The following is a 20,660-nucleotide window of genomic DNA, read 5'->3' on the forward strand; positions in this document are numbered from 1 at the left end:
GATGAGGGGGCTTCCCGGGTGGAGTGTCCCCCTCATCCGGCGCTGCGCGCCACCTTCTCCCCGCAGGGGAGAAGAGGGAGCCGCCCGCTTCACTTCGTCACCGATGATCCAGCCGCGCCACCAGCCTGTCGCCGAGCCATTGGATGCCTGAGACCAGCACGATCAGCACGATGACGACGTCGACCATCACGGCCGTTTCGAAGCGCTGGTAGCCGTAGCGGATGGCGAGGTCGCCGAGGCCGCCGGCGCCGATGGCGCCGGCCATGGCGGAGGCGCCGATCAGGGTGACGATCGTCACCGTAAAGCCGGCGACAATTCCGGGGAGCGCCTCCGGCACCAGCACTTCGCGGATGATCGTCCAGCGATTGCCGCCCATGGCACGCACGGCATCGATCAGGCCCGGTTCGACCTCGCGCAGCGATACTTCGGCGATGCGGGCATAATAGGGCGTAGCGGCGATGGCGAGCGGCACGATCGCTGCCCAGGTACCCAGCGCCGTGCCGACGATCAGCCGCGTCAGCGGGATCAGTGCCACCAAGAGGATGATGAACGGCACCGAGCGGAAGGCATTGATGACGGCGCCAAGCAGGCGGTTGACCCAGAGGTTTTCGGCAATGCCGCCCTTGTTGGTCACCACCAGCGCCAGACCGAGCGGCAGGCCAGCGACGAGCGAGATCACGCCGGAAAGGGCCGTCATCAGCACCGTTTCCCAGAGCGATTGAAGAAGCAGTTCAAGGATGATCGGAGACATGACCCAGCACCTCTACCCGGGCAAGCCGGACCGTCAGGAATTGTTCGACTTGGCGTGCGAGCGCAGGATCTGCCGTCGGCACGCCGATGAAGAACCGGCCGACCGGCTGGTTCTGGATATGGTCGACGCCGCCATGGATCAGCCGGAAGGATTTCGGCAGTGCTGTGGCGAGATCGAAGAGGGCGGCCTGCGACTCCTGGCTGGCGATGTCGACGCTCAACACGACTTCCGCGCCGCGATCGGAGAGTTTGGCGGCGATGGCTTCGGGCAATTGCGGCCTTATGCCGCCGAGCAGGCTTTTGGTGATTTCCGATTGYGGGCTGGCGAAGACCGACCAGACCTGGCCTTCCTCGACGATGCGGCCGGCATTGATGACGGCGACACGATCGGCGATCGAGCGCACGACTTCCATTTCATGGGTGATCAGGAGGATGGTGAGGCCGAGCTGCCTGTTGATGTCCTTGAGCAAAGCGAGGATTGAGCGCGTGGTTTCCGGGTCAAGCGCCGAGGTCGCTTCGTCGGAGAGCAGCAGAGCAGGGCGGGCGGCAAGTGCACGGGCGATGCCGACACGCTGCTTCTGGCCGCCGGACAGTTCGGACGGATAGGCGTTGGCCTTGCTTGCCAGGCCGACGAGATCCAGCAGTTCAAGCGCACGTTTCGTCTGCGCCGCAGGATCGAGCCCCTCAATCTTGAGCGGTAGGGCGACATTTGCCGCGACCGTGCGGTTGGCCAAGAGGTTGAAATGCTGGAAGATCATGCCGACGCGCCGCCGCAGCGGCTGCAATTGCCGTTCCGGCAGGCCGGTGATGCGGTGGCCGTCGACGAAGATCTCGCCCTTGTCCGTCCGCTCGAGGCCGTTGAGGCAGCGGATCAGCGTCGACTTGCCGGCGCCGCTGCGGCCGATCAGGCCGAGGATCTCGCCTTTGCGGACTGTGAGCGAAATGCCGTCGAGCGCCGGCGTGGCGCCGAACTGGCGATGCACATCGACGAGCCGGACGATCTCGCCGCCGCTTGCGGGCGGACTGCCGGTTTCGGCCGTGGCTGCGGGAACGAATGAATTCATTTTCTCACACACTCGGTTGGCTGTTCGAAAGGGGGAGCCCTGACAGCATGATGCCTTCCCTCCGCTGACCGAAGGGAAGGCAGGATGGGGCGGTGTCGCCGGCGATCAATAAGCGCTCAGCCCCGTGCCCTTATAGACCTTGTCGAATTCCGCCTTCACCGTCGGGTTCTGGTAGGCTGCCACGAGGATTTTCACCCAGTCGGCATGCTCGTTGTCCTGCTTGACGGCGATGAAATTGCGATAGGGGTTGTCGGCGATCGGCTCCTGGGCGATGCGATCGGCCGGGGTGAGGCCGCTTTTCAGCGCCCAGTCGGTGTTGACCACCGCGGCATCGAGATCGTCGATCGAGCGGCCGACAATGCCGGCATCCAATTCCTTGACCTGGATGTTCTTCTTGTTCTCGGCAATGTCGAGCGTGGTGGCGAGAATGCCGGTGCCGTCCTTGAGCTTGATCAGGCCTTCATTCTGCAACACGCGCAGCGCCCGGCCTTCATTGGACGGATCGTTCGGCAGGCCGATGACGGCACCGTCGGGCAGTTGCGCTACGGATTTGTATTTCTTGGTGTAGAGCCCGATCGGCCAGACGCCGGTATAGCCAACCGGAACAATATGATAGCCGTGCTGCTTGATCTGGTTGTCGAGATAGGGCTTGTGCTGGAAGGCGTTGGCATCTATCTCGCCGCGCTCCAGCGCCTCGTTCGGCTGGGTATAGTCGTTGAAGGTCACAAGCTCGATCTTCAGCCCCTTCTTGGCGGCCTCGGCGGTGACGGCGCGCCAGACGTCCTCGTCCTCGCCGCTCATGATGCCGACCTTGATGCTCTTGTCGGCTGCATGCGTCAGCGCCGGCTGAGCGAAGGTCAGAAATGCGATGGCCGAAGCGGCGATGGCGCCGAGGCCGCGGCGCGTGAAGCGCAGGTGAGAGTTGTCCATGGAAATCCCGTCCTTTTTGTTGTGGGTGGATGAATCTCTGCATCCAAGGATCGCAGAGCCATGCTGGTGCGGCGAAGCATGGATGCCTCATAGAACCCGCTGAGCAGAAAAAGCTTTGCGGCGGCCAGCCGATTGCCGGAATCATATTCTGTTAAATATATAGATTGTATAAATTAATGGGTAGATCAAGTCTTTTAATGGGTTATGACGTCGGGCCGTAACGCGCAGGGAAATGGAGAACGGGCGCTTTCCAGGCGAGGCGGCGGGTTCGGGAAAAACCGCGTGCTTGCGTTGCGTAAGGCGGGTGCAAATGCCGAGGTGAAGCGAGAGCGGCCCCGATAATTTGGCCATTCATCCCCGGACGTCGGAGCATGCTCAGCGCAGTTGCCGAAAGTCAATTCGTGCGTTACGAATCGGCGTATACTGCACTCTCTTGAGTGAGGAAGGGGCGCACGTGAATTCACGCAGGGGTAGAGATTTCGAGGGGCGGTGAGATGGATAGAGTTTTGGACCCAAAAGCTCTGCCGCGGTCCGCAGCCCTGGTTTTGATTGCCACGGCACTTATCAGTTTCACGCTGCTTGCGGTCGGCTCCAGTGATTACCCCGAGCTTCATACGATCCTCGATACCGGCCTGGCGTTGCAGCTGGTCCTGCTCGTGCCGCTGATGTGGGATATGGGGGAGCATGCGGCGAGCGCCTTTCCGAAATGGCTTGCCATCACCTTCGCCGCAACCGCCGTGCTGGCGATCATTCATGTCCTGGTCACGGTCGAGTGGTCCGGGCCGCTGGCCGAGATCGCCCGGCTCAAGGCCGTCCTGCGTCCCTCGACCTGGCCGCCGGCGACGCATCTGCTGCCGATTGGCGTCGGCTGGGCCTTGTGGCGCATGCATCGCGGCGCCACTGGCGGATTTTTGCGCTATGCCCTGGTGATCGTCGCCCTTGCCGTGGCCTTGTTCGCCGCTTTTCAGCATCTGCCCACCTATCTGCCGCCTGGGCCACTCGGCATCACCCGGCCGTTCCTGATCCTGTCGCCGCTCTTGTGGATCGGCGTCGGCGCGTTGGCATGGCGGCTCAGGGACATGGACCGGCTGGCGCGGCCATTGGTCTGGATGGCAGGCACGCTTTTCCTCGCCAACGCGGTCATGCTCTATTCGCGTGCGCCCGCCGACGCGCCGGCCATGGTGGCCCATCTTGGCCGGATGGGCGGCTATCTGGTGCTGCTGCTCTCGGCCATGCAGATGGCGTCTGGCGATCTCGTCGAGCGCATGCATGCCGAGGCTGCACTCGCCCGGCTGAACGAGGACCTCGATCGACGCGTCGCGGAGCAGACGGCGCAATTGCGCGAGACGACGGCGCAGCTGTCGGAGGCGCTGGAGCAGCGGACCCGCGCATCGCAGGAACTGGCGAAAACCGAGGAGCAATTCCGCGTCAGCTTCGAGGCGGCGGTGGTCGGCAAGGTCCTGGTGGAGCCGGGCTCGGCGCGTATCCTGCGGGCCAACCAGTCTTTTGCCCGGATGCTCGGCTATGAACCGGATGAGCTCACGGGCCGTATCGTCTGGGAATTTACCTGGCCGGAGGATCGCCTCAACGACCAGGCCGAATATGCAAGGTTTCTGTCCGGGGAGGTTGCCGCCTATGCCCGTGAGAAACGCTATATCCGCCGCGACGGCGAACCGCTCTGGGGCCGTATTTCCGGCGCGCTGGCGCGATCTCCAGAGACGGGCGAACCGCGGCTGATGATCGCCGTGATCGAAAATGTCGATGAACGGCACAAAGCGGCGCTGGCCCTGCTGGAGGCCAAGAAGGACCTCGAAATCGTCGTCGAGGAGCGCACGGCGGCGCTGCAGCAGCGCGATATCCTGCTGCGCGAAGTCTATCATCGGGTGAAGAACAATCTGCAGGTGATCGACAGCCTGTTGGTGATGCAGGCCAGGCGGCTCACCGATCCCGACGCCAAAGCCGCGCTCAAAAGCCTCCGCAAGCGGGTTTTTGCCTTGGGACTGGTGCATCACCAATTGATGGGATCGGCAAACCTGAGGTCCTTCGACGTTGCACCCTTTCTGAAAGAGCTTTCCGAAAATATCGTTGAGGGCGGCGCCGACGCGGATATCCATCTGACTGTCGATGCAGCCCCGCTGGATGTCGGCCTGGATTTCGCCGTGCCGATGGGCCTGCTGGTCACCGAACTGGTCACCAATGCGCTCAAGCACGCCTTTCCTGACCGCGCCGGCAATGTCTCCGTGAGCCTTCGACGCGGGGAGGACGGTAAGGTGACGCTGGTGGTTGCCGATGACGGCCAGGGGCAGGCGCCGCCGGACGCTTCGGCCAGTCAATCCAGGCCGGGGCTTGGCACGGGCATTATCGCCGGGCTGGTCGAGCAACTGGGCGGAACGATGACCACGCGTAGCGACAATGGCATGCGAACCGAAATTCGAGTCAGGGAACCAAGACTGTCATGAGCGATTTGCAGAACCATATCCTCATCGTCGACGACGAATATCTGATCGTCGAGGGATTGTGCGCGCAGGTCGAGGAACTGGGCATGGTCGTCTGCGGCACCGCGGCGACAGCCGATAAGGCGATTGCGCTGGCCCAGCAATTCCGGCCGGTCATCGTGCTTATGGACATGCGGCTGCAGGGCGACAAGGATGGCGTCGATGCAGCCCTTGCCATCCACGAAACGGTCGGCTCCAAGCTGATCTTCATCACCGGATCGCGGGAGCCTGCGACCATGGCGCGAATCCAGCTGGATCATCCCTCGGCGGTGCTGTTCAAGCCGATTTCGGACACGCAGTTGCGCAATGCGATTAACGCGGCGCTGGGGCTGTAAACGCGGTGGGGGAGGCGATGGGCGGCGTTCGCTGGTGAAGCTGATCGGCAATCACGCCGCAGCCAGATCATATTTGCGCGCCAGATTATCCGCCGGGATACCCCATGCTTTGTTGAGCTCTCTGATCATATCAAGCGTCAGGGCTCGCTTGCGCAACAGAATTTCAGACGCGCGGGAGCGGGAACCGAGGACCTTTCCGAGATCAGCCTGGCTGTGCCCTGCCAGCTCCATGAAATGTTTCAGGAATTCAATCGGGTCTTCGATGGGATCGATGGCGAAATGCTTGTTTTCATAGGCTTCTATCAGATCGGTGAGGACCTGAAAGCGCTCGGCATCTTCAGAGCCGGGCTCGGGCTCGCCGATGAAATAGGCCGACACCTCGGCAATCGCCCAATCGAGGTCGGCTTCGCTGCGAATGGCCCTGATATCACGCATCGTCTACCGTCTCCGCATTGATCCTGTCGTATTGGGCATGTGTGCCGATGAATTTGATCAGTACGCTCCTGTAAGTGTACGACACATGCACAACCAACTGATATTTGTTCCCGGCAATATCGAAGATCACTCGATTGTCGCCGACAAAATCGACATTGGCGCCAAACATGGCCTTGATCGCATCCGGACCGGTCCATTCGGCTTTTCTGACGACGTCATACCATACCCGAAGCGGAGCCTCGGCCTGATTGTGAGCCGTCCAGAAACCTACAAGCGTCGACTTGGCTACGATCCGCATGTTCGACAGTTTGTACCCGCTATGGGAACGTGTCTAGCTTTGGGATTGCTTCCGAGGTCATCTTGGGTGCTTTTGGTGCGATCGCCTCAGCCATCATCTCCCGGCCGATCCTATCAAGGATGTTGCTGACGAAGGGGTTCGGAAGGTCGAGGGTCCGGCTGGTGGTCCGCGCCGTTTCCAACATCGCTTTCGCCGCCGACAGATCACCTAGGCGGTAAAAGGCAAGCGCGCTAAAAGCCTCGTTGAGGGAGCGATTGAAGGCATCGCCATGCTCGGCATGGGCGAGCATATCGAGCCCTTCCTCATAGCGGCCGAGTTCGATCAGGACCGCGCCACGCGAGCCTCGCGAGGTGGCACGGTCGGGATTGAGATCCAATGCGGACTGTGACCAGCGATCCAGGTTTTCAAGTTGCATGCCGGGGTCATGACCGAGGTAAAACGTCACCAGCATATCTAGTGCCCCCAGCTTTTCGGGGCTGGGTGGCAAATGGTCAACCTCGGCTGCGATGTCGCGATGTCGTTTTTCGCGCTCTGCCTCACTACTGATGTGAAGCTTGTTGAGAAGGAATATGTAACGCTGTCTTAAACCCAGTGGCACTGCCGCGCTGGCGCCACGAACGGGGCTATCCGCCAGGATCTCGGCATAGGCAGCTTGCTCCTGTCGCGTGGTCTTTCCGCTCATAGCATTCCACAACGCACGGCCATCAGTCGGACGACGTTTTCCATCGATCTTGACCATTATCGGCAGGAGATTGAGGAACAGCATGAGCGCTTGCCAGAAAATGGCTGCGAACATGATCACGTCAATATGAAGAGTTTGGCCAAATGTACTGGAAATGCCGATAAAGACGAAGATCAAGGCGATGTCGGCCAGAGGGCCGGCCGCGGAGAATAGAAAGGAGGCGATGGCGCGGTTGGGAACGGGTGGTATGGCAGTCACCAAACCCTGGATGAAATCTCGGCCTACTGCCACCGATACCTGGCCGATTTCGCGGCGCAGGAAGGGCCTTCCGGTTCCGAAACGAATCTCGACGATTTTGTAGCCAAGAGCCAGGGCGGCAGCGGCGTGCCCCAATTCATGCACAGCCATGCTGATAAAGGCAACAAGCGGAAAACTGAGCGGTACAATCAGAATGTTCAAGCTTGCCGTCACCCTCTGCAACTACCGGCGTCATTGCCAATGGGTAGCGCGCATAAATGTGATGCGCAAGCAATGAGATCCGAAGTAGAAGGCTCAAACAAACGCCAGCGCATAAACCGTCTGCAGAAAGCCGACCACGGCGATGGCGACCAGGCCGATGGCCGCGACACGTTCCCAGACTGCGGCCGGCAGGCGGTGGGAGAGGAAATAACCTGCGACGAAGCCGGCAAAGGTCAGCGGGCAATAGATCAGCAGCAGATGGAGAAGGTGGCTGTCGACCACGCCCATGACGGCGCGGCTCATCAGGGTGAACAGGTCGATGATGCCGAAATAGACGGCCAGCGTGCCGCGCATATGGTCGCGGCGCACGCCGCCGGCGAGCAGCCAGGCCGCGATCAGGGGACCGCCAACGGCAAAGGCCGAGAGCACGACACCAGTGACAAAGCCGAGCAGGATGCCGAGACTCTTATGCGCCAGCCAGGCCGGCGGCTGGTGGATCAGCGCCGTGCAGGCGGCGAGCACGATAGTCGCCGAGATCAATATTCTCGCCAGATCGCCATCGAGATGCGCGGCCAGCAGGCTGCCGAGGAGGGCGCCCAACAATCCCGCCGCGATGATGATCCGCGCCACCGGCCAGTCGATCGGGCTGCGGCCGCGGTCGATGATGGTGAAGCCGGTGAGGATCAGGTCGTTGATGATGATGAAGGGCACCATCTGCGTCGGCGGAAAGGTGCTGGCAAATCCGAGCGCCGCCACGAGCGCATAACCAAAGCCGGTGACGCCGCGAAACGCGGCCGCGCCGATCGTCACGGCCGCGATGACCAGGAAATCCATGATGCTCCCCCGCGATGCCCGATTTATCTCCCACACGCCATCGCGATCAGAGTCATAGCGGTGCGGCGTTGTGGTCGACAAGTGCGGAATTGTGCGATCGTAAAATTTGAAGCCTGTGCGGTCAGACGACGATGCCTGCATCGGGGCCGCGACGAAGCGATATTCCCTTGATTGACCGTTGTCAGAAACAGGCATCCCCGCTAGCTTGCGGCCCAGCAAACAGGGGCAGGCGAGAGTCATTCATGGCGTCCAGCGATTTTCATCCGATCTCCGGGGTCGACCTGCCGCGTTTTGCCGGCATCGCCACCTTCATGCGGCTGCCGCATGTTCCGCTCGATGATCCGCGGCTGGCCGAGGTCGAGATCGGCCTGATCGGCGTGCCCTGGGATGCCGGTACGACGAACCGGCCGGGTCCACGCCATGGGCCGAGGCAGATGCGCGATCTCTCCACTATGATCCGCCATCAGAACGGCGCGACCAGGGTCCGGCCCTATGACCTGGCGCGTTGCGCCGACCTTGGCGATGTCGGCCCCAACCCCGCCGACATACAGGATTCGATGCAGCGCATCACCGCCTTCTACGACAGGGTGCGTGCAGCGGGCATTCTGCCGTTGACGGGCGGCGGCGATCATCTCTGTACGCTGCCGATCCTCAGGGCGCTCGCCAAGGACCGGCCACTCGGCATGGTGCATTTCGACAGCCATACCGATCTCTTCCATTCCTATTTCGGTGGGTTCAAATATACCCATGGCACGCCGTTTCGCCGCGCGGTCGAAGAGGGCCTGCTGGACCCGAAACGGGTCTGCATGATCGGCATCCGCGGCTCTGCCTATGATTTCGAGGATCGCGACTTTGCCGATTCCGTCGGCATAAGGGTGATCCCGATCGAGGAATTCCATGCCCGCGGCGTCGAAGATGTGATGGCTGAGGCGCGCGCGATTGCCGGCGATGGTGATACCTATGTCAGCTACGACATCGACTTCATCGACCCCGCCTTCGCGCCAGGCACCGGCACGCCGGAAATCGGCGGCCCCAACGGTTTCCAGGCGCTGCAGGTCGTGCGCGGCCTGCGCGGGTTGAATTTGGTTGGCGCCGATGTCGTGGAGGTCTCACCACCGGTCGACCCGAGCGGCGGCACAGCGTTTCTGGGGGCGACGGTGATGTTCGAGTTGCTGTGTGTGTTGGCGGAATGTTGTGCGGGGAGGAAGGGGTGAGGCTTGCAACTGTCGAATCAGGTTGTTTGCCGCAAAGCTCTTATTCCCATTCCACAAAAACAAGCGTCGTCGTACCTGTCTCGTGATCCCAAAGGAAAATGTCGTCTGAATCCGGTCGCACTATCAGGACGTCTCCAGTCCCATTTGAGGCGATGGCTATGGCGGTGGTTGGGAACCCTCGCCACCGCCTCGCCGTCGCAGTTTCTGTGACAGTGTCACTTGCTGTTCTGGATACGCGTTTTCGATCCGACGCGTCCCGCACCGGATGTAGTGTCCAATCATCCTCTTCCGTTGCGACATCGCCACCATTCTGGATCTCGAGGCGTTTTCGAAGTCGCTCAGGTAGCCGCCTCCCCAATGCAGTTTCAGCAGATATGATCTTGTCTTCAGAAACGGGGAAAGCCATCAAACATCCAATACGCATCCTTGCCTGACCATTCTATGGCCAGTGGGTTAGGATTTTCAATCAGACCTGGGGCGCCTCGCGGCAAAGCGTCCTTGCGATTGCCGGACGGCTTGAGTGGTTTTTCTGTAGCATCCTATGAGTGCAAGATTGCTTGCTTTCCAGCTGTTTCCGGGTAATTTCAAGCCATCGGAATTTCTGACAACGGGATTTGCTGTGGCCTTAGCCGACCTTCAAGCCGACTTGCTTTCAGTGCTTCAAACGCTTTCGATGCAGGGATACAAAACGGATGAGTTGATATTCGAGCCGCCTGCAAGTGATGGCGACGTCCGGGCCGTTGAAACGGAGCTTGGCATATCGCTTCCTTCAAGTTTCCGCGAAATTCTGACGACAGTTTCGGCGCATGTCGATTTCCAATGGTCTAAGCCGGATAAGATGGAATATCTGCGTCCATTCCGCGAGAACTTTTGTGGCGAGCTGAATTGGTCGTTGAAAAGCTTGATCCGTATTGAGGAAAGCAGGAAAAAATGGATCGAGATTTGCTTTCCAGATGTGAAAGACGACTATGACCGTGTGTGGCACGACAAGCTCGCGTTCCAGGAGGTTGCCAACGGAGATCTCATCGCGATCGATCTCAGACCGGAGCATATCGGGGAGGTCGTTTATCTCAGTCACGATGACGGCGAAGGCCACGGCATGGTGTTAGCCCCATCGTTATCCGATCTGATAGACCGTTGGGTGCCTCTGGCCTGCACGGGCGGTGAAGATTGGCAGTGGCTGCCATTCTTCGAAAATGGTCGAGGGTTGAACGCAGATGGCGACAATGCCCATGCGTGGCGAAGATTGTTGCGGATCGACCATCCGGAGCGTGAGTAAAAATCTGCAGAGGCAAAGAGCCTGGCACGGCGTGTCCCCGGTTGCTGGTCGGGTACGTTCCGGCGTCGTTGCGATGTTCTACCTCATCTCACATCCTGATCGCCACACTCTTCGTCTGGCAATAAGCGACAATCCCCTCTCTTCCCTTGGCGCGGCCGAAGCCGGAGTGGCGGTTGCCGCCGAAGGGGGTTTCGATGCCGCCGGCGAAGAATTCGTTGACAAAGACCTGGCCGGCATCGATTTCCGCGGCGAAGCGGTGGGCGCGGGAGAGGTTTTGCGTGTGCAGGCCGGCCACCAGGGCGAAGTCCGTGCTGTTGGCGAGCGCCAGCGCGTGGTCGAAATCCTCGGCCACCTGCAAGGCGAGCACCGGGCCAAACACTTCTTCCTGCACGATCGGGTCGGACGGGTCGGCGGCCTCGACCAGGGTCGGGGCGTAGAACCAGCCGTCCGGTGCGTTCTCCGGCGTCAGCACTGTGCCGCCGGTGAGCACGGTTGCGCCGCGGTCGCGGGCGCGGTCGACATGGCCGGCGACCCTGGTCAATTGCAGGGACGAATTCACCGGCCCGAGATCGGGGTTGGTGAGGCCGTGACCCGCCTTCAGCGCAGCCATGGCCGGCAGCAGCCGGTCGACGATGGCGTCGCGGACCCCGCGCTCGACGATCAGCCGCGATCCAGCCGAGCAGATCTGGCCGGCATTTTCGAAGATCGCGCCGATGATGTCGGGGATCGCCCGGTCGAGATCGGCATCGGCGACGATGACATGCGGCGACTTGCCGCCGAGTTCCAGCTGCACGCGGGTGATGTTGCGTGCCGCTTCGCGCATAACCTGCTGGCCGGTGGCGACCGAGCCGGTGAAGGTGATGTGGTCGATGCCGGGATGGGCGGTCAGCGGTCCGCCCACATCGGCGCCGGTGCCGGTGACGACATTGAGCACGCCTGCGGGCAGGCCGGCGCGACGGGCAAGGGCGGCGAGCATCAGTGCGGTTAGCGGTGTCGTCTCTGCCGGCTTGACCACCACCGAACAGCCGGCGGCCAGAGCCGGCGCCAGGCCGCGCGCGGTGGTGGTGAGCGGATAATTCCACGGCACAATCTGGGCGACGACGCCAACCGGTTCGAGGATTGTATAGGCGAGGTAATCCGGCCCGAGCGGAATCTGGGCGCCTTCGAGCTTGTCGGCGGCGCCGGCATAATATTCGAAGGCACGGATCGCGCCGTTGAGATCGGCCTCGGCCTCCGAGAGTTTTTTGCCGCTGTCGAGCGCCTCGACCACGGCGAAGCGGCCGGCCTCGGCACGCAGGGTATCGGCGATGACCCTGAGAATCCGGCCGCGTTCCGCCGGCCGGGTGCGTCTCCAGCTGGGGAAGGCGGCCTTGGCCGATAGTACGGCGCGGTCGACATCGTCAGCATTTCCCGCCGCGAACTCGGCATAGGCCGCGCCGCGTCCGGGGTCGAAGGTCTCCATCGTCCTGCCGCTCAGCGCAGCGACGAAGCCGCCGCCGATGAAATGGCCTGACGGTAGATCGGCGAGCCGTCCCGTCGACAGGATTTCGGCCACCAACGCCGCCTTCGATCCCCCCATCATGCCACCTCTGAAACCTTGTACTGCGCCCGGTCCAGCCAGGCCGGGTCGATCTCCACCCCCCAGCCGGGAGCGTCGGGCACGATGGCTGAGCCATTCTCGATCCGGTAGGGATCGCCGAGGAACAGGCCGTCCTGCCAGGGATAGTAATCCTCGCCCTCAATCGAGAATTCGAGATATTTGCCGGCATTCGGGATCGCGGCGAGCAGATGCATGGTGCACATGGTCACCAGCGACAGGTTGGCGGCATGCGGCGTGCAGGGCAGGCCGGCGGTGGCCGCCATTCTTGCCACTTCGAGCGTCCGGTGGATGCCGCCGAGATACATGACGTCTGGCTGGACGATGTCGACGGCGCGCATGCCGATCATCGTCTTCCAGGAGAAAAATTCGCAATCCTGCTCGCCGCCGGTGACGTCGATATCGAGCGCATCGGCGACTTCTCTGGTCTGTTCGAATTCCCAATAGGGGCAGGGCTCTTCGTAATGGCCGATGCCATTGTCCTCCAGCATGCGGCCGACCTCGATCGCCCGCTTCGGCGAATAGCAGGAATTGGCGTCGACCAGCTTGTCGATGCCGTCGCCGAGCGCTTTCGCCACCAGCGGTACGATGGCTTCGGTGCGGCCCGGCCATTCATCCTGGTCGCGGCCGCATTCGGCGCCGACCCGCCATTTGAAGGCGGTGAAGCCTTTTTCGTCGCGCAGCTTGAGGAAGCGCTTTGCTTCGTCCTCCGGCGTGATGTCGCGCTTCATCGAGCTGGCATAGGCGCGGAGCGGGCCGGGTCTGCCGCCCAGCAGGCTGACGACCGGCTTGCCCTCGATTTTGCCGCGCAGGTCCCAAAGAGACGTGTCGAGGCCGGTCATCGCCCGGCGCAGGTAGCTGCCGGGAAATTTGTGCTCGCGCTCGCTGATCCGCGCCAGCGTGTCGGCAAAATCGAGCGCATCGGTGCCGAGCGCATGCATCGCGACCTGGCGGTGGAAGATCTCTGAGGTGATGTCGGCCTGGTAGGTGGACACCTGGCCCCAGCCCTGTTCGCCGCTGTCCGTTGTCACCCGCACGAAGCCGACATAGGGGGTGGTGAAGGTTTCGAGCCTGCGGATTTTCATGGATGGTCCTCTTGGGGGCAGGGCGGCGGCTGTGGGTGAAGACCCTCTCTGGCCTGCCGGCCATCTCCCCCACAAGGGGGGAGAAGACTCGTGGCACTCTCCCTGCCTCAATCGAGGCGGAAGGGTTCGGCCGGGTTAAGCCCCTCCCCCTTGTGGGGAGGGGTTTGGGGCGGGGTCTTGCCACAGGCAACAGCCCGGCATTCAACACCGCCCGATCTTGCCCCAAATGTGGACTGCCTCTAAGCTCCATTCTGGTGAAAATGACAGTCCAATTCTGGCGGGTACGGCGATGGTGAAACGCTCCGGCGGCGCGCTTTTGACGATGATCCGGATCGATCCCGGTTCGGGCCGCACGATCGGTTCGCAGCTGGCCGCGGCGCTGCGACAGGCGATCCTGGATGGGCATGTGCGGGCAGGGGAGCGCCTGCCGGCGACGCGTATCCTGGCCGCGGAACTCGGCCTGGCGCGCACCACGGTCGTCGAGGCTTTCGAATCCCTGGTCTCCGAGGGATTGCTCGAAACGCGCACCGGATCGGGGACGTTCGTCACTGCGACGATGAGCCCGGTCAAGGCTGCCCCGCCTGAAGATCTGCCCCGCACGGCGCAGCCCGACCGGCTGGCGCGGCTGATGGCGGCGGCGCGGCAGCAATTTGCCGACCGGCTCGGCCACGCGCCGCGCGCCTTCACCACGGCCACGCCGGATTATGACATGTTTCCGATGGCGCAGTGGGCGCGGCTCGTTAACCGGCATTGGCAGGGCGAGCGTGCGGCGATCCTCGGCTATCACGATGCGCTGGGGCATCAGGGCCTGCGGGCGGCGATCGCCCGGCATTTGCGCGGCAATCGCGGCTTTGCCTGCGAGCCCGGCCAGGTGTTCATCACCTCCGGCGCGCAGCAGGCTTTCCAACTGATCGGCGCCATGCTGCTCGATCCCGGCGATGCGGTTTGGTTCGAGGATCCCGGTGCCATCGGCGCGCGCAATTCTTTCGTCGTGCATGGCGCCCATGTCGTGCCTGTCGGCATCGACCCGGAGGGGCTGGATGTCGCCGACGGTCTGGCGCAGGCGCCGGATTTCAAGCTCGCCTTCGTCACCCCGTCGCATCAGCAGCCGCTCGGTGTCCGCATGTCGCATGAGCGGCGGATCGCACTGTTGCGGGCGGCGGCTGGGGCCGGCGCCTTTGTCGTGGAGGACGATTGGGACGGGGATTTCACGCTCTCGGGCCGGCCGTCGCCGGCGCTCAAGGCGATCGATGCCGGCGAGCGCGTCATCTATGTCGGGTCGTTCTCGAAATCGATGTTTCCGGCGCTGCGCATCGGCTATCTGGTGGCGCCGCCCAATCTTATTCCGACATTCGAAGTGGCGCTCCGGGCCTTTTCATCCGGTGTCCCCACCAGCCTGCAGGCCGCGGTGGCCGCCTTCATCGACGAGGGCCTGTTCGCCGCGCATCTGCGCCGCATGTGCAAGCTCTACGGCGAACGGCAGGAGGCACTGCTGGCCGCGGCCGCGTCCGAGCTCTCTCCCTGGCTCCACGTCCAGCCGACACTCACCGGCATGCATGCGCTGGCGGTGCTCAAACGCGGGCTGAACGGCGAGACGGTAGCGCGGCGCGCCGACGCCGAGGGCGTGACGGTGTCGCCGGTCAGTCGTTTCTGCATGCAGCCCCGGGTGCTGGAGGTGCTGCTCCTCGGCTTTTCCGGATTCAGTGCCCAGCGGATTTCGACAGGCGTCAAAGTGCTGGCGCGGGTGTTCGAAAGCACGGAACGCGAGCTGCCAGCTGCTGAGTGAGGCGCCCCTCTTCTCCTCCTCGGGGAGAAGGTGGCCCGAAGAGCCGGATGAGGGCCTCGCGGGTGGGGAGCCCCCTCATCGCCTCGCATTCGCTCGGCACTTCTGCTCGAGGGGAGAAGAGGGGCAGGCGGCTGGACCGGCTAACTCAACGGCAGATACAGCCTCGGCCCCACATGCAGAAATCCATTTTGCGTATAAAAGTCCACCGTCTTTTGCCATCTGGGAATATCGGGCGCACCCACTTCCAGCATCGACCAGTTTCTCGACCGCGCAAACTCGACCGCAGCTTGAAGCAGAACCGCTCCGAGACCATGCGAGCGATGGCCAGGCGCGACGTAAAGTTCGGAAATTTCTCCAAAACTGCCAAAGGCATAGATGGCTTCGCACTGATTGAGCATCACCAGGCCCACGATACTGCCTGCGGCATCCCTGGCGACGAAGCCGAATACTGTTGGACGTGTCAGCAAATCTTCTGTGACCGGTATCAGTTTAGCGGGTTGATACATGTCTTCGAGGTCGGGATAGAGCTCGCCCAGGAGACAGGCGACGAGGGTGCCAATCGCTTCGGCCTCCACTGTCGATGCGGCGTGAATTGTGATGTCCTGGGCTGGCATGCCTTTCCCCCTCATATCGTCTTCTACCGGAATACCCAATTTCAATTCTATTCGATAACCAGCGTTCTGACCGTTGCGTTCGGGGGTAGATTGAGTGCAAACAGAATGGATTCCACCACTTCGCGATTGGTCAGGGAACCATCGAGCTCTCCTGGATCATTCCAAGCCGGATCGAGAGGTGAAACATTGTCAAAATCTCCCGGATAGACCGCTGTTACCCGAATGCGCGTTTCTCTCAGTTCCTCGGCCAGCCCATGCACCATGCCGTCCTGTGCCGCCTTCGCGGCCCTGAATGCGATCGATGTCCCTGACAGTGGCGCATTGGGCAGGCCGCTGGTTGAAACGACGGTGTGAATGTCGGCAGTCGGTCTCGCGCTCAGAATGGGCAATATATGTCGTGTCAGGATCAGCGAGCCGATGATCGCCGAGGCGATACAGGCCTGGATGTCTGCGTCGCTCATATTCACGAGAGATCCTGGCAGCCACATCGCGCCGTTGTGGATCAATCCGTCGAGATCCGGATGCCGCCGCGCCAGCGTCTCACCCGCCTCGGCGCAACTTGCCGCATCGGACAGGTCGCAGGTCAGAGTCTCGACGACTTGACCGGCTCGCCGGTGAATTGCCCTGGTCGTCTCGGCCAAGGCGCTGCTGTCTCGTGCGAGCAGCACGAGCCTTGCGCCCGCATCGGCCATGACGATAGCCAAAGCTGCGCCAAGCCCGCGGCTCGCGCCAGTGATGGCAAACTTCTTCCCTGAAATTGGCATCGACGTGTCCTTACATTCAGACCAAAGTTAGATCGTCGATAAGCCCAAAGCCAGACGCATCAAATTCGCGTCCCTGCATTGTGGATCACAACGCGACCGAAAAAAGAATCCGGAGCGACCAATCATGGGCATTCGTACAAGTGGTCTGTGATATTCTTCAGAATGGCCGTGGTTTACAAACCAATTCTCCTGAAGATAGGGTGAGGCCGAGCGCAAATGGAGAAGTTCGTGGACGAGGCTGACTATGTCATTGTCGGGGCCGGGTCTGCCGGCTCAGCGCTGGCGGGACGGCTTTCGGAGAATGGCCGCAATTCTGTCATTTTGATCGAGGCCGGGCCGCCGGCCAGCCTGATCTGGACGAAAATCCCGATCGGCTATGGCAAGACTTTCTACGACCCGCGGGTCAACTGGATGTACCAGACCCAGCCGGTGCCGGGGCTTGGCGGCCGGACCAATTATTGGCCGCGCGGCCGCGTCGTCGGCGGGTCCAGCACAATCAATGCCATGGTCTATTCGCGCGGCCAGCCATCCGATTTCGATGCCTGGGAGGCGGCCGGCAATCCGGGCTGGGGTTGGCGCGACGTTCTGGCCGTCTATCGCGGGATGGAGGATCACGATCTCGGCGCATCCGATGTGCATGGCGCCGGCGGTCCGCTGCATGTGACCGTCATCGAGCCCGAGGTGCATCCGCTGACCCGGCGTTTCGTCGCGGCGGGGAGGGAGCTTGGCCTGCCGGCCACGGCCGATCTCAATGGCGAGAGCATCGAAGGTATCGGCTATTACCAGATCACCACCCGCAAGGGGCTCAGGGAAACCGCGGCGACGGCCTATCTGCGCAGGCGGCCGAATCTGCGTCTGGTGACCGATAGCCCGGCCAAGCGCATCCTCACCGAAGGCCGCCGTGCTGTCGGCGTCGTCACCGAGGGGCCCGCCGGCGAAGCGACGTTTCGCGCCCGTCGCGCGGTCGTGCTGTCTGCCGGCGCCATCGGCTCGCCGCTTCTGCTGCAGCTTTCGGGCATCGGCCCCAGCGCGCTGCTGCAGCGGCTCGGCCTGCCGGTGATCCATGACTGCGCTGCAGTCGGCCGCAATCTCATGGACCATCTCTGCTACGACCAGTATTTTCGCTGCACCGAACCCAGCCTTAACCAGATGCTGAGGCCCTGGGCCGGCAAGGTGCGAGTGGCGTTGCGCTATCTTCTGTCGCGCAAAGGGCCGCTGTCGATGAGCCTCAATCAGGGCGGCGGCTACTACCGCTCGGACCCGAGCCAGCCCGTGCCGGATATGCAGCTCTATTTCCAGCCGCTCAGCTATCAGCGGGCGCCGGTCGGGGTGCGGCCGCTGATGAGCCCGGATCCCTATCCCGGCTTCAGCATGTCGATCTCACCCTGCAAGCCGCGGAGTCTCGGCCATGTGGAGCTGGCCGCGCCCGACGGGCGCGCCGCCCCCCTGATCCAGCCCAATGCGCTCTCCGATCCGCACGACATGGCCGACATGCTCGCCGGCGCCCGCTTCCTGCGGCGGCTTTCCGGCACGAGGGCGCTGGGCGCGGTGATCGCCGAGGAGACAAAGCCCGGCCGGTCGGTCGAAGGCGATGCCGAGCTGGAAGCCGATATCCGTGCCCGAACCGGTTCGGTCTTCCATCCCTGTGGCACCTGCCGCATGGGACCGGACCCCGCGACATCGGTCGTTGACGCGGATCTCAGGGTGTATGGGTTTGACGGCCTGCATGTCGCCGACGCCTCGATCTTCCCCGACATCACCTCGGGGAATATCAACGCGCCGTCGATCATGGTCGGCGAAATGGCGGCCGAGCGGATCGCCAAGCTGGCGTGATCGGGCTTGAGATGGGGAGGGGCTAGCCGTTTGCAAGGCAATTCTTTCCAGAAATCGACAGCTCTGGTCATGGCTTGATCGGTGCCATCGACCGAGGTCTTTGGCACGAAGTTCGCAGGCAATACAAACTCGTCAATGACAGGCGTCCCGAGTTGATCGTGAACGTCGGGCCTCTCCGTCCGTTTTGATCGAGCGGGCTATGCTCATGCACAACATGTCACAACTGCTCGTATGCGCCCGCTGACATGATCCGCCGCGACGTTCCTAAAAGACAAACTGGTTCGCCGTCAGATCGCTCTTGGTGGTGTCTTCCAGAATGAGAACATCACCGCTGCCGTCGCTGATCTCGGTATTGCCACCGTTCTGCGTCATATGGTTTGCCGAGAGATCGGCGAAGTCGGTGACTCCGGCCAGGCCGGAAAGATCGATCTTGTCGCCCCCTCCGATTGAAAAATCGGTGATCGTGTCGGTGCCATGCGATGTGGCGTAGACGAAGGTATCGGCGCCGCCATTGCCGGTGAGCGTATTGTCGCCTGCGCCGCCATTGAGCCGATTGGCGGCGCTGTTGCCGGTCAGCGTGTCGCTGCCGCTGCCGCCAGTGAGATTTTCGAAACCGACGATGACGAAGATGCCCACACTGGTATCGACCGCATCGGAACTGGCGAGCGAAATGGTCACGCCCGTGGTGAAGCTCGCGAAACTGATCGTGTCGATGCCCTTGCCGCCGTTGAACATACAGACATCGTCGGGATTGGTGAGTTGCGATACCGACAGCTTATCTGCACCATCGAAGAGGCTTACTTGCGCAGCACCGGCTGCACCCAGCGTCACGGTATCCTGGCCGTCGCCCAGCAGCAACGAGCCGACCCAGCCGGTCGCCGTGACGGTGTTGGTGCCGTCGAACAGCCAGATCTGCCCCACTCCACCACTGCCGACAGTCACTGTGTCGTTGCCTTCATAGCAGACAATGGAACTGACGAAATGGTCGCCGGTGGCGATCGTGTTGTTGCCTGAGCCGGCCATGATGCTGCCCATGCCGTTCGCGCCGGTGCCCAGTGCTTGGATCGTGTCGTCGCCGCCCTGGGTCGTGACGCTTCCCACCCAACCGCTGCCGGTGATCGTGACATGATTGTTGCCGCCACCCAGGTTCACGTCATCGACGCTGTTGGAACCGGCGATCGTGAGCGTGTCGTCTCCACCAAAGGCAAAGATCGTGTTGACGAAACCAGCGCCATTGACGTTGATCGTGTTTGTGCCGCCGCCGGCTTTGATGGCTTCGACGCCGCCGTCGCCGACGGTGAATTTGTCGTTGCCGTCATGGGCGCTGACCACGCCCACCCAGCCGTCGCCGCCAGTGAAGGTGTTGTTGCCGCCCTGCAGCGCGATGGACTCGCACATGCCTGCGGTATTGATGACCGTGTCGTTGCCGTCGCCCAAGGCCATCTGGTCGACCGAACCGTTGCCGACGGTCACCTCGTCATTGCCGTCGGACGTGTAGATCGAGCCGGCACCGCCGCTGCCGATCTTGACGACATTATTGCCGCTATAGAGATAGAGCGTATCGACCCGCCCGGTACCGGTGGTGATATTGTCCACTCCATCGCTGCCGGCAATGGTACCGATGATCGTCGACTTGAGCGAAACCACGCTGCCGGCATTGCCCAAGCGCGCATATTCGATCAAACGATGGGCGCCGGCATCGAGATCGGTCAACACGACCTTCATATGCGCATCTCCGGTGAAGCGCATTGTGCCGAGACCCCAGTCGTGCCCCTTGAGCTGGGCTTTGCTCGTATAGGTCTTACCGGCGTCGCCGGAGGAGACATTGATCGAGTCTATCCAGCCGCTATGCCATGCGAATTTCGAATCCCCGACCTTGAACTTGGTCTGGCCGTCCAGTGTGAACTTGACATTCTTATGGATCGTCATCTCTGCCTCCCTCGAATGCAACGAGCATTCACAACGATGATTGACCGCATGCAGAAAGGTGGGCCGCAACCGCTTGCGCTGCCGGCCTGGAGTAAAGTCCATCTAAAAACGTGCTGTTTTGCTGCAGGCCGATTTATCCGGCAGCAACTATAAGTTATAGGAAATTAAGCCGTTTTACATTAGCGAATTCTTTTGTGATTGTCTACTTTACTGTTTCAAAGTCATACAGGAGTTGAAGAATAACTAATATTTTCTTGATTATTTGCAAGTCACGCGC

The 20,660-nt window shown here is 61.9% G+C and carries 19 protein-coding genes; 6 read left to right on the forward strand and 13 right to left on the reverse strand.

The annotated features are described in order from the left end of the window. Positions 1–97 precede the first annotated feature (97 nt). The 3 genes from AC1D06_RS35945 to AC1D06_RS35955 form a co-directional block, all read right to left on the reverse strand. Positions 98–751 (reverse strand): methionine ABC transporter permease, encoded by a 654-nt coding sequence (locus AC1D06_RS35945; protein ID WP_477990485.1) that lies wholly within the window; start codon positions 749–751, stop codon positions 98–100. After that, complete coding sequence (locus AC1D06_RS35950; protein ID WP_477990486.1) at positions 732–1,814, reverse strand: methionine ABC transporter ATP-binding protein; 1,083 nt, start codon at positions 1,812–1,814, stop codon at positions 732–734. Before AC1D06_RS35950 ends, AC1D06_RS35945 begins: the two co-directional genes overlap by 20 nt. Positions 1,815–1,919: 105 nt before the next feature. After that, positions 1,920–2,744, reverse strand: a complete 825-nt coding sequence (locus tag AC1D06_RS35955; protein WP_477883804.1) for a MetQ/NlpA family lipoprotein — start codon at positions 2,742–2,744, stop codon at positions 1,920–1,922. A 494-nt stretch (positions 2,745–3,238) separates the two neighbouring features. On the opposite strand from AC1D06_RS35955, the gene AC1D06_RS35960 reads away from it, so the two are divergent. Both AC1D06_RS35960 and AC1D06_RS35965 read left to right on the forward strand, forming a co-directional pair. Then, complete coding sequence (locus AC1D06_RS35960; RefSeq protein ID WP_477990487.1) at positions 3,239–5,203, forward strand: sensor histidine kinase; 1,965 nt, start codon at positions 3,239–3,241, stop codon at positions 5,201–5,203. After that, positions 5,200–5,574: a response regulator gene (locus tag AC1D06_RS35965; protein ID WP_477990488.1), complete on the forward strand. Its 375-nt coding sequence runs from the start codon at positions 5,200–5,202 to the stop codon at positions 5,572–5,574. Before AC1D06_RS35960 ends, AC1D06_RS35965 begins: the two co-directional genes overlap by 4 nt. Before the next feature lie 51 nt (positions 5,575–5,625). Here AC1D06_RS35965 and AC1D06_RS35970 read toward each other — a convergent pair whose 3' ends face one another. The 4 genes from AC1D06_RS35970 to AC1D06_RS35985 all read right to left on the reverse strand — a co-directional run bounded on the left by AC1D06_RS35970 (position 5,626) and on the right by AC1D06_RS35985 (position 8,282). After that, positions 5,626–6,009 (reverse strand): helix-turn-helix domain-containing protein, encoded by a 384-nt coding sequence (locus AC1D06_RS35970; protein ID WP_477990489.1) that lies wholly within the window; start codon positions 6,007–6,009, stop codon positions 5,626–5,628. Continuing rightward, a complete protein-coding gene (locus tag AC1D06_RS35975) occupies positions 6,002–6,307 on the reverse strand; it encodes a type II toxin-antitoxin system HigB family toxin (RefSeq protein ID WP_477990490.1) in 306 nt (101 codons plus the stop codon). Before AC1D06_RS35975 ends, AC1D06_RS35970 begins: the two co-directional genes overlap by 8 nt. 19 nt (positions 6,308–6,326) lie before the next feature. Further along, complete coding sequence (locus AC1D06_RS35980; RefSeq protein WP_477990491.1) at positions 6,327–7,448, reverse strand: hypothetical protein; 1,122 nt, start codon at positions 7,446–7,448, stop codon at positions 6,327–6,329. Positions 7,449–7,541: 93 nt separating this feature from the next. After that, positions 7,542–8,282, reverse strand: coding sequence for a TSUP family transporter (locus tag AC1D06_RS35985; RefSeq protein ID WP_477990492.1), 741 nt, complete (start codon positions 8,280–8,282; stop codon positions 7,542–7,544). A gap of 242 nt (positions 8,283–8,524) precedes the next feature. Between AC1D06_RS35985 and AC1D06_RS35990 the strand changes: the two genes are divergently transcribed. Then, positions 8,525–9,496 carry an agmatinase gene (locus tag AC1D06_RS35990; RefSeq protein WP_477990493.1) on the forward strand — a complete coding sequence of 324 codons (972 nt, stop codon included), beginning with the start codon at positions 8,525–8,527 and terminating at the stop codon, positions 9,494–9,496. 40 nt (positions 9,497–9,536) lie between these two features. Here the strand turns inward: AC1D06_RS35990 and AC1D06_RS35995 are convergent, their stop codons facing one another. Then, positions 9,537–9,920, reverse strand: a complete 384-nt coding sequence (locus tag AC1D06_RS35995; protein WP_477990494.1) for an SMI1/KNR4 family protein — start codon at positions 9,918–9,920, stop codon at positions 9,537–9,539. A gap of 117 nt (positions 9,921–10,037) precedes the next feature. Between AC1D06_RS35995 and AC1D06_RS36000 the strand changes: the two genes are divergently transcribed. Next, complete coding sequence (locus AC1D06_RS36000) at positions 10,038–10,775, forward strand: SMI1/KNR4 family protein (RefSeq protein ID WP_477990495.1); 738 nt, start codon at positions 10,038–10,040, stop codon at positions 10,773–10,775. Between the two features lie 88 nt (positions 10,776–10,863). On the opposite strand, the gene AC1D06_RS36005 is transcribed toward AC1D06_RS36000, so the two are convergent. Continuing rightward, positions 10,864–12,357 carry an aldehyde dehydrogenase family protein gene (locus AC1D06_RS36005; protein ID WP_477990496.1) on the reverse strand — a complete coding sequence of 498 codons (1,494 nt, stop codon included), beginning with the start codon at positions 12,355–12,357 and terminating at the stop codon, positions 10,864–10,866. Beyond that, entirely contained in the window at positions 12,354–13,457 is a 1,104-nt protein-coding gene (locus tag AC1D06_RS36010) for a mandelate racemase/muconate lactonizing enzyme family protein (RefSeq protein ID WP_477990497.1), read from the reverse strand. The genes AC1D06_RS36005 and AC1D06_RS36010 overlap by 4 nt, the downstream gene beginning before the upstream one ends. Positions 13,458–13,746: 289 nt before the next feature. Here AC1D06_RS36010 and pdxR point away from each other — a divergent pair, with 289 nt between their 5' ends. Continuing rightward, a complete protein-coding gene (pdxR, locus tag AC1D06_RS36015; protein ID WP_477990498.1) occupies positions 13,747–15,243 on the forward strand; it encodes a MocR-like pyridoxine biosynthesis transcription factor PdxR in 1,497 nt (498 codons plus the stop codon). A 140-nt stretch (positions 15,244–15,383) separates the two neighbouring features. On the opposite strand, the gene AC1D06_RS36020 is transcribed toward pdxR, so the two are convergent. After that, complete coding sequence (locus AC1D06_RS36020) at positions 15,384–15,857, reverse strand: GNAT family N-acetyltransferase (protein WP_477990499.1); 474 nt, start codon at positions 15,855–15,857, stop codon at positions 15,384–15,386. 47 nt (positions 15,858–15,904) lie between these two features. Further along, positions 15,905–16,621 (reverse strand): SDR family oxidoreductase, encoded by a 717-nt coding sequence (locus AC1D06_RS36025; protein WP_477990500.1) that lies wholly within the window; start codon positions 16,619–16,621, stop codon positions 15,905–15,907. Positions 16,622–16,837: 216 nt separating this feature from the next. Between AC1D06_RS36025 and AC1D06_RS36030 the strand changes: the two genes are divergently transcribed. Further along, positions 16,838–18,454: a GMC family oxidoreductase gene (locus AC1D06_RS36030; protein WP_477990501.1), complete on the forward strand. Its 1,617-nt coding sequence runs from the start codon at positions 16,838–16,840 to the stop codon at positions 18,452–18,454. A gap of 264 nt (positions 18,455–18,718) precedes the next feature. Here the strand turns inward: AC1D06_RS36030 and AC1D06_RS36035 are convergent, their stop codons facing one another. Then, positions 18,719–20,383, reverse strand: coding sequence for a type I secretion C-terminal target domain-containing protein (locus AC1D06_RS36035; protein ID WP_477990502.1), 1,665 nt, complete (start codon positions 20,381–20,383; stop codon positions 18,719–18,721). Positions 20,384–20,660: the final 277 nt, after the last annotated feature.

This window comes from Rhizobium sp. P2_G2, from assembly GCF_056403555.1.

Bases quoted from the DNA above. Each gene is read 5' to 3' on its own strand.
- AC1D06_RS35985 (WP_477990492.1), bottom strand. From the start codon at position 8,282: ATGGATTTCCTGGTCATCGCGGCCGTGACGATCGGCGCGGCCGCGTTT.
- AC1D06_RS35995 (WP_477990494.1), bottom strand. From the start codon at position 9,920: ATGCGTATTGGATGTTTGATGGCTTTCCCCGTTTCTGAAGACAAGATC.
- AC1D06_RS35960 (WP_477990487.1), top strand. From the start codon at position 3,239: ATGGATAGAGTTTTGGACCCAAAAGCTCTGCCGCGGTCCGCAGCCCTG.
- AC1D06_RS36030 (WP_477990501.1), top strand. From the start codon at position 16,838: ATGGAGAAGTTCGTGGACGAGGCTGACTATGTCATTGTCGGGGCCGGG.
- AC1D06_RS36005 (WP_477990496.1), bottom strand. From the start codon at position 12,357: ATGATGGGGGGATCGAAGGCGGCGTTGGTGGCCGAAATCCTGTCGACG.
- AC1D06_RS36010 (WP_477990497.1), bottom strand. From the start codon at position 13,457: ATGAAAATCCGCAGGCTCGAAACCTTCACCACCCCCTATGTCGGCTTC.
- AC1D06_RS36020 (WP_477990499.1), bottom strand. From the start codon at position 15,857: ATGCCAGCCCAGGACATCACAATTCACGCCGCATCGACAGTGGAGGCC.
- AC1D06_RS35990 (WP_477990493.1), top strand. From the start codon at position 8,525: ATGGCGTCCAGCGATTTTCATCCGATCTCCGGGGTCGACCTGCCGCGT.
- pdxR (WP_477990498.1), top strand. From the start codon at position 13,747: ATGGTGAAACGCTCCGGCGGCGCGCTTTTGACGATGATCCGGATCGAT.
- AC1D06_RS36035 (WP_477990502.1), bottom strand. From the start codon at position 20,383: ATGACGATCCATAAGAATGTCAAGTTCACACTGGACGGCCAGACCAAG.
- AC1D06_RS36025 (WP_477990500.1), bottom strand. From the start codon at position 16,621: ATGCCAATTTCAGGGAAGAAGTTTGCCATCACTGGCGCGAGCCGCGGG.
- AC1D06_RS35975 (WP_477990490.1), bottom strand. From the start codon at position 6,307: ATGCGGATCGTAGCCAAGTCGACGCTTGTAGGTTTCTGGACGGCTCAC.
- AC1D06_RS35970 (WP_477990489.1), bottom strand. From the start codon at position 6,009: ATGCGTGATATCAGGGCCATTCGCAGCGAAGCCGACCTCGATTGGGCG.
- AC1D06_RS35945 (WP_477990485.1), bottom strand. From the start codon at position 751: ATGTCTCCGATCATCCTTGAACTGCTTCTTCAATCGCTCTGGGAAACG.
- AC1D06_RS36000 (WP_477990495.1), top strand. From the start codon at position 10,038: ATGAGTGCAAGATTGCTTGCTTTCCAGCTGTTTCCGGGTAATTTCAAG.
- AC1D06_RS35955 (WP_477883804.1), bottom strand. From the start codon at position 2,744: ATGGACAACTCTCACCTGCGCTTCACGCGCCGCGGCCTCGGCGCCATC.
- AC1D06_RS35965 (WP_477990488.1), top strand. From the start codon at position 5,200: ATGAGCGATTTGCAGAACCATATCCTCATCGTCGACGACGAATATCTG.